Below are 13,706 nucleotides of genomic sequence, written 5' to 3' on the forward strand. Positions count from 1 at the left end.
ACGGTATTTCGTGAGAGTTCCGTAGGGTCCGCTGTACGGACCGAAATGGTGAATGAGGTCAGAGGTCCGCATAGCGGACCCTACAATTGAAGCGACGACGCAAGGACGTGTGTGGATGGCGATGACCGATACCTGCGAATGGGACGGCGGTCCAAAGAACCCGCCAACCGATCACGTGAAGCTTTCGGCGCGGGAGTCCCACTACCATCCCGGCCGGGCGCGGTATCTGATGCGTGACCGCGATCCGGAGACGCTCGCGCCGACGAGCACTCGATCCAAGCCGCGCGGCTCGGAAAGCAAAACCCGCCCCCTCACGGTGGCGGCTCTGAAACATCGCGCCACGGGACCGTCGAATCGGCGTTTGTCGTTTTGTCAGCTCTTCACCGCCGGGCGGCCGATCGAGTAATACGAAAACCCCAGCCGCTTGAGATAGGCCGGGTCGTACAGATTGCGCCCGTCAAAGATGACCGGTGACTTGAGCGATGACTTGATGCGATCGAAATCCGGCGTGCGGTACTCGTTCCACTCGGTGCAGATCACCAGCGCGTCGGCGCCCGTCAGTGCGTCGTAGGCGTCTCCGCAATATGCGATCTTGTCGCCGAACTCCTTGCGAAGATTGTCCAGCGATTTCGGATCGGCCGCGCGAACCTTCGCCCCGGCCGACAGCAGAATTTCAATGATCCGCAGCGCTGGCGCCTCGCGGATGTCATCGGTGCGCGGCTTGAACGCGATGCCCCACACGGCGAAGGTCTTGCCCGCGAGCGCGTTCCCGAAGTGCGAGCGTATCCGATCCGCCAACAGCGTTTTCTGCCGTTCATTGATCGCGTGCACGATCTCCAGCAGCTCACCGTCCGCGCCGGCCTCCCGCGCGACGTGCGCCAGCGCCTGCACGTCCTTCGGGAAGCAACTGCCGCCGTAGCCGATGCCGGGGTACATGAAATGCGAGCCGATGCGCACGTCGTAGCCGATGCCCTGGCGCACTTCGTTCACGTCGATGCCGAGCTTCTCGCAGATGTTGGCGATGTGATTGATGAAGCTGATGCGCGTGGCGAGGTAGCAGTTCGCCGCGTACTTGATCATCTCCGATGCGGCCCGCCGCACGATGATGATCGGATGATTGTTTCGCACAAACGGCTGGTACAACTGCTGCATCACGGCTGCCGCGTCGGCGTCCTCGGTGCCGATCACGACGCGATCGGGTTTCTGAAAATCGTTGACCGCCGTGCCTTCTTTCAGGAACTCCGGATTGCTGATGACGGTGATCGGGTGCTTCGCCAGCGGCGCGACCAGCTTCTCCACCCATTGGCTCGTCCCGACCGGCACCGTCGACTTCATCACGAGAATGGTTTTTTTGTTCACCGCCCGCGCGATGTCCTGTACCGCCGTTTCGATGTGCGACAGATCGGCCGAGCCGTCGGCCTTCGGCGGCGTGCCGATGCAGATGAAAATGACTTCGGCGTGATGAACCGCCTCGATCAGATTCGTCGTCAGCTTGAAGCGTCCGGCGGCAAGATTGGCGACGAGCAGATCGGTCAGTCCCGGCTCGAAGATGGTGCACTCACCGCGCGACAGCCGCGCAACCTTGTCCGGGTCGACATCCAACCCCACGACGTGATTGCCCGTGTCCGCAAGACAGACTCCTGTCACCAACCCGACGTACCCGGTTCCGACAACGGTGATTTTCACGTCGATACTTCCCTGCCTGATTCATACACACAGCCCGAATGGCTGGCCCCATTATCGAGCACATCGGCACCACAATCCAGTGAGTTCACCGAGTCCTGCGAAGCACCGTATTATTGGAACAGGTCGAAAAGCACGTTCGCCAGGTCCGCCGCCTGGTGGCGCAGTTCGGGCACGGCCGTGCTTTCCCACGTGAGCGGTTTTCGTGGCGGGCCGACGGTGAAAAGGATTGTGGAAGGAGCCCCGTCGCGGTTGATCAGCGCGCCGCGCGGCGTGCTGTCCAGGCCGATCCGCAGGGGATCGGGGCGGATCCATCCGTCGGCGAGCAGTTGACGAATAAGCGGATCGACCACGCGCGTGAAATCGGCGTTCGGACCCGTGCAATTGATGACGCGATGAACGTCCAGCGTGATCGGTGATCGCTCGTGCCCTGCGCGGGGATGAATTTCCACGGCCACGCCGTCGGGCTTGAGACGATACGCCGCGATGCGCGCAGCGTGAACCTGCACGCGTCCGCTCTGCACAAGATCATTGAAGACCGCCGCCACATCCGGCGCGATGCGATGGCGATGAATCTCCCAGAAGTGACGCAGGTGCCGGAAGAACTGCCGACGCTGATCCAGCGTGAAACGCTGCCAGACGGCCGCCGTCGGGCCGCGCAGACCGTCGACCACCGCGCGCCAATCTCCGCCGCACTGCTCCACCTCGCGCACGCGCCGGCGAACCGCGCGGAGCAGGGACCGCGGCGCGGCCGGAAGTTCCTCGATCGCTGACGGCATCGGTGCAACGGGGGTGCGCCGATGTGCCTGCGGCATCAGACCGTGGCGGCTGACGGCGTGAATCGTGCCGGTGTGCCCGCTTGCGGCCAGTCGCAGCACGATGTCCACGGCGGTCAGGCCGGTGCCGATGATCAGCACCGGCCGTGCGGGGTCGATTCGCCGGCAGCGCGCGTCGTCCCACGGATCGCGTATATAGTAATCTGTCTCATAAATAGCATCGCCGGCGGCGCGCACGTCCAGCGGCGCGTAGTTGCCCGGCGCCAGCACGACGCGATCCGCGTTCATCGGCGGCGAATCGGCAAACTCCACCCGCGCCGAAGATTCGCCCTCATCCGGCCGCACGCTGCGAACCTCGTCCTTCAGCAACACCACGTCGATCTGCGGGCAGGCCCGACGTGCGCCGGCGAGCAACTGCTCGATGTACTCTCGGTACGTCCGCCGCGGAAGAAACGAATACCCCTCGATGCCCGGTTGCCGGCGGCGGGCCCAGTTGAGAAAATCGTCCGGCTCGTCGGGAAACGCGCTCATCCGCGCCGTCGGCACGTTCAACAAGTGCTCGTAGTGGTTGGTGCCGTACGCGACGCCCGCGCCGAATCGCCCCGTTCGCTCGACGAGTACCAATCGCAAGGGCCGGTGCACTGGCGGACTGCCCTCGGCAACCGCCCGCGCGGCTCGACGCAGCAGATTGACCGCTGTCAGCGTGCCGCTGAATCCCGCCCCGACGATGACGATGGTTCGCATGTGGCCGCTCAAGGGTGTGCTCGATCAGCCTCGGCGCGCCTTCGACGCACGGATGGATGCTGCGAGCGGTCGCTTGACGCGCTTGCTGACGCCTCGGACGGGTGCAATGGAAGCCAACGCGGATTGGCGCGACCGGCTTGGCGACACCTTCACCACCAGTTCCTCGGGATAAAACTTCATGCCGGTCAGCGCCGGCGAATAGATATGAAGCGACACGAGATCCTCCGCCGCATCGGCCATGCAGCCCATCGTGTGGACATCCTGATCAACCGATGCAATAACGGTCCCGACCGAATGGGTAAAAGTTTTTCCGCGCACCAGCCGCCCGTCGCGCCGCTTGCGAAAGACCGTCTCCGCAGCGACGCCTTGTATGATTCGAACACCGCAGGCCGAGCCGCTGTGGTCATGAATCGGGCTGAACTGCCCCCGCTTCCAGCAAAGCAGCCACGCCTGGTAGCCGGGGCCGGTGTGGATCAGGTTGCGTCGGTAGCCCCCGCGGCTGAACGCCTGGTACTTCGCCAGCTCATCACGATTCGGCTTGTAGCGCTCGAGTGCGGCGAACAGACCAGGCGGTGGAACTGGCCCGCCAGCTTGATCGAGCAAATCAAGGAGCCTTTTAAGAGTGCAAATTGCCTTGAGCGTCCTTTTATCTGACACCATACGCTCCTATAAGAGCTTCAATCAATGTATCCAAGCGATCTAAGGCGATCCTTTACAGCCTTTGATGCTTCTATAGGAGTGTCACTCGCCGCGGAGTCCAGGCTGCCGTTCGACGCAACATCTCGCAGAACATGAATCGCGAACTCCGTGACACTCCTGAAACCTGTGCCTGCAATCAATCGAGCGAGATTCTCGTAAAGCTCCACCGGAATCTTAAGTGTGACTGTCCGGACCGGGTTTCCCTTGCGAACGATCGAAGGCATGTCGCACTCCTTTAAGAGAAGCAGTACTAATGCAGGCTCTATTAGGAGTCAATAGCCTGTTTCGCTTCCATTCTTCAAGCAAAGATACTCCCACTCGAAAGCCAGCCGGTTTGAATCCAGAGCAGCCACAGGCTTTAATTCCCCATCGTACAGCGGGTCTCGCCCCTCTGCCACAATAAAAAAGGACACGCATGGCTATTAGCCCTTCTTCCGCCAATGAGCCCCAGCCGCTACGGGTCGTTTTTCAGGATGAGGGGTTGCTGGTTCGTGGGACCGCTCGCCTGATCGACGGGGTTGCGGCGAGGCGGGCCAAGGTCATCCCGGATGAGCGCGGTCGACTCGGGGAAATCCTCCGGGCAGACGACCCGTGGTTCACCAAGTTCGGCCAGGTTTACTTCACCACCACCTACCCCGGCGTCGTGAAGGCATGGCACTTCCACAAGCTTCAGACCGACCATTTTTACTGCCTGCGCGGGACGATCAAGCTGGCGTTGTACGACGCGCGCGAAGGGTCCAAAACGCGCGGCGAAGTGAATGAACTCTACTTGAGCGAACATCTTCCGGCCTTGGTTCGCGTGCCGCCGGGGGTCTACCACGGCTGGATGTGCGCGTCGGACACCGAGGCGATGGTGATCAACGTGACGACGGAGTGCTACAACTACGCGCAGCCGGACGAATACCGCGCGGCCCCGCACGGCGGGGAGATTCCCTACGTCTGGGCGCGCCGCGACGGGTGAGGCAGACGCAGATTCCGAGGAGACGATTGCGCCGGCAATCGAACGAACCAGAATGGAAGCCTACATGCTGCGCGGCGTTGTACTCGCGGGGGGAACCGGCAGTCGGCTCTTGCCGCTGACCAAGGTGACGAACAAGCACCTGCTGCCGGTCGGCCGCAAGCCGATGATCTATCACCCGATCGAGAAGCTGCGCGGCGCGGGGATCGAAGAGATCCTCATCGTCACAGGCGTCGAGCACATGGGCGACATGGTGGAGCTGCTCGGTTCGGGGCGCGAGTTCGGCGTGCGGTTCACCTACAAGATTCAGGATGAGGCCGGCGGCATCGCGCAGGCGTTGGGCCTGGCGGAGCATTTCTGTGCCGGCGGGCGGCTGGCGGTGATCCTCGGCGACAACATCTTTGAGGACGAGCTGGCGAGCGAAGCGGCGAAGTATCGCGCGCAACAGCGGGGAGCGCGCTTGTTGCTGAAGGAAGTTCCGGACCCGCAGCGGTTCGGCGTGGCGGACGTGATGGGTGACAAGATCGTGTCCATCGAGGAGAAGCCCAAGTCGCCCAGGTCTCGCCTCGCGGTGACGGGGATTTACTTTTTCGACGCCGCGGTGTTTGACATCATCCGCACACTGAAGCCGTCGGGTCGCGGCGAACTGGAAATCACCGACGTAAACAACGCCTATCTGAAGCGCGGGGAACTGACGTTCGGAATGCTCAAGGGGTGGTGGAGCGACGCGGGGACGTTTGAATCGTTCGCCCGCGTGCAGCAACTGGTGATGGGGGGCGGCGCGTGAGCGATGCCGGAGAGTCGAATTCATCGCGCCATCCCGCGAGCGGCGGTGAGGCGTTTGTTCCGCGCGTCGTGATGGTCACCGGCGGGGCGGGGTTCATCGGCTCGAACTTTGTGCGGATGATGCTGAAAGGGGAATTGGGCGACGGGCCGGTCGCGCGCGTCGTGAACGTCGACGCGCTGACTTACGCCGGCAACCTGGAGAATCTCGCCGACGTGGCCCGCGACGCGCGGCATACCTTTATCCGCGCCGACATCTGCGACACCGAGGCGATGACGGCCGCCTGCCGCGCGCAAGATGTGGAGGCGATCATCAACTTCGCCGCCGAGAGCCACGTTGATCGGTCGATCACCGGGCCCCGTGCCTTTGTCAAGACAAACGTAGAAGGAACATTGTCGCTTCTGCTGGCGGCGCGCGACGCGGGTGTGAAGCGCTTCGTGCAGATCAGCACCGACGAGGTCTATGGCTCGCTCGGCGAGACGGGCACATTCACCGAGGAGACGCCGCTGGATCCGCACTCGCCCTACAGCGCGTCGAAGGCCGGGGCCGATCATCTCGTGCTGGCCTTCGGCACGACCTACGGCCTGCCCGTGCAGATCACGCGCTGCTCGAACAACTACGGCCCGTATCAGTTTCCCGAGAAGATGATCCCGCTGATGATCCACAACGCGCGGCAGAACAAACCGCTGCCGGTTTATGGCGACGGGAGAAACGTGCGCGACTGGATTCACGTGGAGGACCATTGCCGGGCAATCTGGGCGGTGCTGACGCGGGGCCGGGCGCAGCGGGTGTACAACATCGGCGGCAGCGGCGAACGCGGGCGCAATGAGCGCGGAAGCAGCGAACGGTCGAATCTGGAGGTCGTGCGGGCGATCCTGTCGGCGATGGGCAAGCCGGAGAGCTTGTTGACGTTTGTCAAAGATCGACCGGGGCACGATTTTCGCTACGCGATTGATTCCTCACGCGTGCGCAGCGAAACGGGCTGGTCGCCGATGGTGGATTTTGAAACGGGCCTGGCGCGGACGATCGAGTGGTACTTGAGCAACACGCCGTGGCTGGACCATGTCACCAGCGGGGCATATCAGCGGTACTACGAGCAGATGTACGCGGGGCGGTAGGGCGGGCAACACCCAGCCTACGGTTGGCCCGGCGATTGAATCGCGTCAAGCAGCCGGCGAGCCACGGACTCCTCCGATTCGTCGGCGGTCACATCCACCCAGCGGGTCATCGGAAACTTGCGGAACCACGTGCGCTGGTGCTTGGCGAGCCGCCGCGTGTTGATCTTGATCTGTTCGATGGCGTCGTCCAGCGAGCATTCGCCACGAAGGTGCGCGAGGATCTCCGCGTAGCCGACGGCCTGGCGGGCCTGGTCGCTTAGCGCTGCCATCGGTCCTCTCCCCCCTTGGGAGAGAGGGTTGGGTGAGGAGGAAGCGATGCCGGTTGTGTCGTGAGCTTGACCCTCACCCCGGCCCTCTCCCTTGAAGGGAGAGGGTGTTGTTGCAAGGCTCACTTCCTGGGAGGGAGAGGGTGTTGCATCATCGCGCTGCTCACCCAGCAGCGCGCGCACCTCGTCAACAAGACCCGCGTCGAACATCTGCCGCACGCGCTGATTGATTCGACGCGACGTATCCTCTTTCTCGCGCCGGATGCCGACCACCACGGCCGGGTAGCGCAGATGGGCCGCGTCCCACTGGGTCTGCATGGCGCTAAGCGGCCGGCCGGTGAGGCGATGGACTTCCAGCGCTCGTTCGATGCGTTTGAGATCGTTGGGGTGAATCCGGGCCGCGGCGGCCGAGTCGATGGCCGCCAATTCCGCGTGCAGGGCCGGCGTGCCTTCGCGCGCGGCTCGCTCGCGCAGCGCCACGCGAAACGCCTCATCGGCCGACGGCCCCTCGAACATCCCATACATGAGTCCCATCAGGTAGAGCGGCGTGCCGGCGACGGCCAGCACGGTCTTGCCCCGCGCCGTGATGTCTGCAATGGCCGCGTCGGCCAGTTCCACGAATCGCGCGACGCTGAACGATTCGCTCGGCTCGACCACGTCGATCAGGTGATGCCGCACAGCGGCGCGTTCGGCAGGCGTCGGCTTGGCCGTGCCGATGTCCATGCGGCGATAGACCTGCATGGAGTCGATGCTGACGATTTCGGCGTTCAGAAGCGGTGCAAGGGTGAGGGCGGCGGCGGTCTTGCCGCTGGCGGTGGTTCCCAGCAGTAGGACCATGCGAAGTCGGGACACGTCGGAGTTGGGGAACTGGGCGGTCACAAGCGTGAACTATAAAGTCCGCTGATCTCATGAGATAGTGACGCTCGACCGGGGCGGGAGGAATCTGGTGGCGAAAGCAAATGCTAAGGCTGAAATGAGGAATAAGCCGGGCGAAGGGGTGGTTTTATTAGTCGGGTGGTCGAATCCCGCAGGGCGGGCACGAACTTGTTGCAGGATTGTTTCACAGGGTGTTGGCGAAACCGGGGGCAGGATCGTAACGTATGAGTCTCCAGGAGTGTCGCGGGGCTGCGGGCCGGCTGACGGGGCGCTCGGGTACGAAATGGAAATCAGGCGAGGGATGACAAGCGGCTGCGTGGCCGCGGGGAAGCCCCTGCCGTCGGGAATGCGAGTCGAAAACGGGAGTTCAACGATGATGAAGCGAATGGTCTGTGGGATGCTGGCTGTGGCGATCGTGTGTTGTCTGAGCACGATGACGATGGCCGGGCCGGGTTGCTGCAAGGACAAAGAGGGCGCCAAAGGGACAACGGCCGCGGCCAAACAGGGCTGCTGCAAGGACGCGGTGAAGGTGACGATGGCGTCGATGAAGGAAGGCTGCTGCTCGAAGACGGGCATGCCGACGATGGTGATGAAGGTCGGCGACAAGACGTACAACTGCCCGATGGAGGCCGGCAAGGCGGCCGAGGCGGCCAAGAGCAAGATCGTGTACGTCGTGGCCGGTGAAACGTACGACAGCAAGGACAAGGCCGAAGCGGCGCTGGTTGCGGCGTCGGAGGAGTTCATCAGCAAGTTCACGACGATCGCCTGCGTGAAGGATGGCGAGATCCGCTACTGCAACGACAAGCAAATGGCGTCGTGCAGCAAGACGAAGGCCGCATCCGCCTCCTGCTCGAAGTCGGGCGAGAGCGAGCCGGCTGTCCAGACGACGAAGGTGAACATGGCGGCGGTGACGGGCAACACCGAGCCGGGCACGTGCAACAAGAACAAGAGTTCGGCGGACGTGAAGAACCGCCCGGGCACATTCGTGGCAACCGGCGAGTCGAGCTGCTCGAAGGACAAGGGCATGAAGTTCATGGTGGCGGGCCGGATGTTCGACACGATGGAAGAGGCGCAGAAGGCGCGTGAGATGGTGCTGGCGGCGATCAAGCCGGTGTCGATGAAGTACATCGTGGACGGCAAGGAAGTGGATTGCGCGTCGAAGGTCTGCCCGAAGGCGAAGGCCGAGGGGAAGGTGACCTTTGTCGTGAAGAACGAGAAGCTGACCTGCGAGACGTCGGCCCGAATGGCGCTGGTGAAGGCGCAGTACGAGGCGGCGATGGCGGCGGCGGAGAAGGTGACGAAGAGCTAAGTCCGTCGTCGCAGTGAGCGCCGGATGAAGCATTCGGCGCAGTCGAGACGATTGAACCCAGCGCCCGCGGCGTCGTATGCACGTCGCGGGCGTTTTCTTTTTCTCGAATCCCGCCGTGGGCGCGGGCGACCCGCGCGGCAGGGTTGAAGGCTATCTGTCCTGCGAATAGCATTCGGCCCGGCGCGGCAACCCGGAACCGTCATCGTCCTTATTCGTCCATGAGCGATCAATACTACGAAGACCGTCTGAAGAAACTGCATCAGCACATCGAGCGCGGCGTGGACCCCTATGGCGCGCGCTTTGAGGGCGTGATCAGCGCGGCCGATGTCCGGTCGCGCGTCGAGGCGGCGAAGCTGGAGGCTGGTCAAACCGATCCGGGGAGCAAGCTGCGCACGGCGGGCCGCATCGCGCTGCGGCGCGTGATGGGCAAGCTGGCGTTCCTGACGTTGCGAGACTCGACGGGCGACGTGCAGATCGGAATTTCGAAGGCGACCGTGGGCGACGCCGCATGGGAGGGCGTCGCGCTGCTGGACCTGGGCGATATCCTCGGCGTGGACGGCTCGCCCGGCCGAACGAAGACGGGCGAGGTGACCGTGTGGGCCGATTCGTTGACGCTGCTGTGCAAGGCGCTGCGACCGCCGCCGGAAAAATGGCACGGCCTGACCGACACCGATCAGCGCTATCGTCAGCGCTACGTAGATTTGTTCTCCAACCCCGAGGTGATGGCGACGTTCAAGGCGCGGTGCCGGATCATCGACGCCGTGCGCGATTTTCTGCGCGGCCGCGGCTTTCTGGAAGTGGAGACGCCGATGTTGCAGCCGATCTACGGCGGGGCGGCGGCGCGGCCGTTCACGACGCATCACAACACGCTGGACATGGACCTGTACCTGCGGATCAGTCCGGAGCTGTACTTGAAGCGGCTTCTCGTCGGCGGCATGGAGCGGGTGTTTGAGATCAACCGCAACTTCCGCAACGAGGGGATCAGCACGCAGCACAACCCCGAGTTCACGATGATGGAGTGTTACCAGGCCTACGGCGACTTGTCCGATATGATGGAGATCGTCGAGGGGTTGTGCGCGGCGTCGATCGTGGCAACGGGAGGAAACTACAAGCGTCAATTTCGCGGGCACGAGGTGGATTTCACGCCGCCCTGGCCGCGGCGGAGGTATTACGATCTGCTGGCCGAGCACGCCGGCGTCGATGGTCGTGACGCGGCGGCGGTTCGGAAGCGCGCGGCGCAGATCGGCATCGAAGCGCCGGGAATGGACGACGCGATCCTCGCCAACAAGCTGTTCGAGGCAACGGTCGAGGAAAAGCTGATCGGCCCGCTGTTCGTCACCGAGTACCCGGCGGCCCTGTGCCCGCTGACGCGCCGAAAGAAGGACGACCCCGGCCTCGCGCTGCGCTTCGAGGCCTACGTCGCCGGCATGGAACTGGCCAACGCCTACACCGAGTTAAACGATCCGGCCGTGCAGCGCGAGACGCTCTCGGCGCAGGTCAAGGGCGAGGGCGACGAGACCATGCGCGTGATGGATGATGATTTTATCACGGCGCTAGAGTACGGCATGCCACCGGCCGGCGGGCTGGGCGTCGGCATTGACCGGCTGGTGATGGTGATGACCGGCGCGGCGAGCATCCGGGATGTGATCCTGTTTCCGCTTCAACGGCCCGCGGGCGGCGCGTCGGCATCGGCTGACATGCGAATCTCGGGCAAGGAATAGCCGTGCCCTCGCGACTTGCGCTGATACTGTTCATCCTGTTCGCGCCCATTACGGTCCCGGTCTATCTTCTCTTTCTGGTTGGCGCCAATCTCATCGCGGGAGCGTTCTACATTGTCATCGAAGCGGCACTGGCTCCGCTGCTGGGCCGGCCGATTGCGCTGTCGCGCGGCGCGATGGCGCTGCTGACGGTGCCGGTGTTGATCGCGGCGCCGCTGGTTGCCATCGCGCTGATGGTGCTGGGCCTGATCCGCTGGATGGTGAAGGCGCTGGCGGCGCTGGGCCGGTGGCAAGCCGGGGCTTCGAGGCGCGGCAGCGCGGTGGCGGCTGGGTTTGTTTGGTTCGTGGTTGCGTTGTGGACAACCATCGCGTGCATGAACGCGGCATGGGGCGGATCGTTGATCGGGCGGCCGATACAGGGGCGCGAGTTGTTGATCGAACACGCATCGCGCGGGCGGATGCTGCGACAGATGCCGGAATCGATGCAGGCGAAGCGGCGTGAATTGATCGCGCATTTGAAAGAGCACCAATCGGCTGCGCATTGGGAATGGCGCTACCTGCTGGCAGATTTGGAAGATGATCAGGCGCCGTTCAGCGCACTGACGCAGACCGTGCAGAAACGGCTGACGGGGATGGCGTGGTATTTCATCCCCGGAGAAATGTCGAGCGATGGGCAGGATCACAGCCTGTTGTTGCTGGGAGCGATGCTCTTTGCCTGGATGCTGCTGATTCGCTGGCCCGGGTTGTTCGGCGTGGCGCGGCGGAGATGGTCGCGCTGGTGCCTGTATGCGCTGCGCGTGGGAGCGGCAGCCTGTGCGATCTACTCGCTGCTGACGTGGGAACCCACGACGCTGTATCACCGGTTCTACTTTGGTGATTCGTCAATCCCTCCCCTTTCGTTTCGCGTGTTCAGCCCGGCGTGGTGGCTGGGGCTGGATTGCCAATCGTTCGTGCGCCTGGAGTGGTACTACTTCAACGCGGCGCTGTGGCTGGTGCTGATCGGCGTGGCGGCGTTGATCTGGTGGCTGTCGTGGCGGGTGAGTCCGTTTCTGGGTTGGCCGCGATTTTATGTTGCGTTTCTGGCGGCGCGGTTGTTGCAGCGCAAGCGGATCGCGTTCTTTTCCGTCGGTGCGGTGACGCTGTGCGTCGCGATGATGATCATCGTCATCAGCGTGATGGGCGGTTTTGTCGACAGCATTCGCGAGAAGGCGCACGGCCTGCTCGGCGATCTGGTGATGGACGGCAGCCTTCAGGGATTTCCGTACTACCAGGGCTTCATTGAGCGCATCAGCAAGCTGATCGATCCGAAAACGGGCAAGCCGATCGTCGTGCAGGCGACGCCGCTGGTGCGCACGGTGGGGATTCTGCAATTCCCCGCGAGCAAGAGCGCGCGGAACGTGGGCATCCTCGGTATTCGTCTCGATGAATACGTGCGCGTCACGCAATTCGGGAGCGACCTGTTCTACCACACGCGCTTCGGCGGTACGACGCTGGGCAAACAGGGGCAACCGTTTTACGGATTCGACGAGTCCGGCGTGGCGGCGCTGCCCGGCGACATGGATGCCCGATGGAACGCCTATCTCGCGAGCCTTCCGCCCATGGCACGGCGCGACGAGACGCAACGATACACGCGCCGGCCGGGCGATCTCTTCCCCGGTCCCGGCGTGTTCGCCGGGCCGAAGGAGAAGCCGGTCGTCGAAGGCGCCCAGTGGCCGGGCATCATCATCGGGCGGTCGATCGTGGCGCGGCGGCTGCCGACGGGCGACTATCAGCGGTCGCCGAATCTGCCGCGGGGCGAGCGCGTCATGCTGACGATCGTGCCGCTGACGCGCAGCGGTGACATCAGCACCGAGCCGCCCCCCAAGGCGGTGTTTCGTTACGTCGACGACTCGCGCACAGGCATTCACGAGATCGACTCGCAAAACGTGTACGTCGATTTCGATGAATTGCAGCGGCTGCTCTCGATGGAGCCGCAGAAGCGATCGGATGGCACGACGGCGTCGGCGCGGTGCAGCCAGATCCTGATCAATCTGGATGAGCCGTTCAGCCGCGACCGGCAAACGCTGGGGCAATACAAGGCGCTGATCGAATCGGAATGGCTGAAGTATCTCGACACGCTTCAGCCCGATGCGATGGAAGTGGCGATGCTGACAAATGTCGGCATACAGACCTGGGAGGAGATGCAGGCGACGTACATCTCGGCAATTGAGAAGGAAAAATTCCTCGTGCTGATCATGTTCGGCGTCATCAGCATGGTCGCGGTGTTTCTGATTCTGTGCATCTTTTACATGATCGTTCAGGAGAAGACGCGCGACATCGGCATCATCAAGAGCCTCGGCGGCAGCGCCGCGGGCGTGTCGGCGGTGTTCCTGGCGTACGGCGCGGCCATCGGGCTGGTCGGGTGCATCCTCGGTTCGATTCTGGGGATTTCCTTCATCGATCACATCAACGAGATTCAGGACTGGCTGGCGCGATTGAACCCCGAATGGCGCGTGTGGAGCCCAGAGACGTACTCGTTCGACAAGATTCCCAGCGCGTGGAAATGGTCGGAAGTCATCGGGATCGGCATTTTGTCCATCGTGTCGTCCGTGCTGGGGGCGCTGTTCCCGGCGGTGCGGGCCGGACGAACCTGGCCGGTGGAGACGCTGCGCTATGAATAGCGAACGGCAAATTGCGAAAGGCGAACGCGGCACGCCCGCTGACACCCGGTGTGGCGGCACGCTCGCGGCTCGCCGCTTTTTTTCGCTATTCGCCATTGGCTATTCGCAATTTGTC

11 protein-coding genes are annotated in these 13,706 nt (G+C 63.3%); 7 read left to right on the top strand and 4 right to left on the bottom strand.

Features of this window, described 5'->3' with window-relative positions:
• Positions 1-115: 115 nt before the first annotated feature.
• Positions 116-406, top strand: a complete 291-nt coding sequence (locus tag HRU71_08490) for a hypothetical protein (GenBank protein QOJ03518.1) — start codon at positions 116-118, stop codon at positions 404-406.
• Here the strand turns inward: HRU71_08490 and HRU71_08495 are convergent.
• From HRU71_08495 to HRU71_08505, 3 genes are all read right to left on the bottom strand, one after another.
• The gene (locus HRU71_08495) at positions 373-1,686 is read right to left on the bottom strand and encodes a UDP-glucose/GDP-mannose dehydrogenase family protein (protein QOJ03519.1); all 1,314 of its coding nucleotides are present in this window, start codon (positions 1,684-1,686) and stop codon (positions 373-375) included. The genes HRU71_08490 and HRU71_08495 overlap by 34 nt on opposite strands.
• Positions 1,687-1,796: 110 nt before the next feature.
• Positions 1,797-3,203 carry an FAD/NAD(P)-binding protein gene (locus HRU71_08500; GenBank protein QOJ03520.1) on the bottom strand — a complete coding sequence of 469 codons (1,407 nt, stop codon included), beginning with the start codon at positions 3,201-3,203 and terminating at the stop codon, positions 1,797-1,799.
• 24 nt (positions 3,204-3,227) lie between these two features.
• Positions 3,228-3,806, bottom strand: coding sequence for a cysteine dioxygenase family protein (locus HRU71_08505; GenBank protein QOJ03521.1), 579 nt, complete (start codon positions 3,804-3,806; stop codon positions 3,228-3,230).
• Positions 3,807-4,407: 601 nt separating this feature from the next.
• Between HRU71_08505 and HRU71_08510 the strand changes: the two genes are divergently transcribed.
• From HRU71_08510 to rfbB, 3 genes are all read left to right on the top strand, one after another.
• Complete coding sequence (locus tag HRU71_08510; GenBank protein QOJ04964.1) at positions 4,408-4,863, top strand: dTDP-4-dehydrorhamnose 3,5-epimerase family protein; 456 nt, start codon at positions 4,408-4,410, stop codon at positions 4,861-4,863.
• Positions 4,864-4,930: 67 nt separating this feature from the next.
• Positions 4,931-5,647 (top strand): NTP transferase domain-containing protein, encoded by a 717-nt coding sequence (locus tag HRU71_08515; GenBank protein ID QOJ04965.1) that lies wholly within the window; start codon positions 4,931-4,933, stop codon positions 5,645-5,647.
• A 71-nt stretch (positions 5,648-5,718) separates the two neighbouring features.
• Positions 5,719-6,762, top strand: coding sequence for a dTDP-glucose 4,6-dehydratase (rfbB, locus tag HRU71_08520; GenBank protein QOJ04966.1), 1,044 nt, complete (start codon positions 5,719-5,721; stop codon positions 6,760-6,762).
• 17 nt (positions 6,763-6,779) lie between these two features.
• Here rfbB and miaA read toward each other — a convergent pair whose 3' ends face one another.
• Complete coding sequence (miaA, locus tag HRU71_08525) at positions 6,780-7,865, bottom strand: tRNA (adenosine(37)-N6)-dimethylallyltransferase MiaA (protein ID QOJ03522.1); 1,086 nt, start codon at positions 7,863-7,865, stop codon at positions 6,780-6,782.
• Positions 7,866-8,277: 412 nt separating this feature from the next.
• Here miaA and HRU71_08530 point away from each other — a divergent pair, with 412 nt between their 5' ends.
• The 3 genes from HRU71_08530 (at position 8,278) to HRU71_08540 (ending at position 13,591) form a co-directional block, all read left to right on the top strand.
• Positions 8,278-9,213, top strand: a complete 936-nt coding sequence (locus tag HRU71_08530) for a hypothetical protein (GenBank protein ID QOJ03523.1) — start codon at positions 8,278-8,280, stop codon at positions 9,211-9,213.
• Between the two features lie 218 nt (positions 9,214-9,431).
• Entirely contained in the window at positions 9,432-10,934 is a 1,503-nt protein-coding gene (gene lysS, locus HRU71_08535; GenBank protein ID QOJ03524.1) for a lysine--tRNA ligase, read from the top strand.
• Between the two features lie 2 nt (positions 10,935-10,936).
• On the top strand, positions 10,937-13,591 hold the full coding sequence (locus HRU71_08540; GenBank protein QOJ03525.1) for an FtsX-like permease family protein: 2,655 nt from the start codon (positions 10,937-10,939) through the stop codon (positions 13,589-13,591).
• The last annotated feature ends 115 nt before the right edge of the window (positions 13,592-13,706 follow it).

This window comes from Planctomycetia bacterium (assembly GCA_015200345.1).
In the GTDB taxonomy this organism is placed as follows: domain Bacteria; phylum Planctomycetota; class Phycisphaerae; order UBA1845; family UTPLA1; genus PLA3.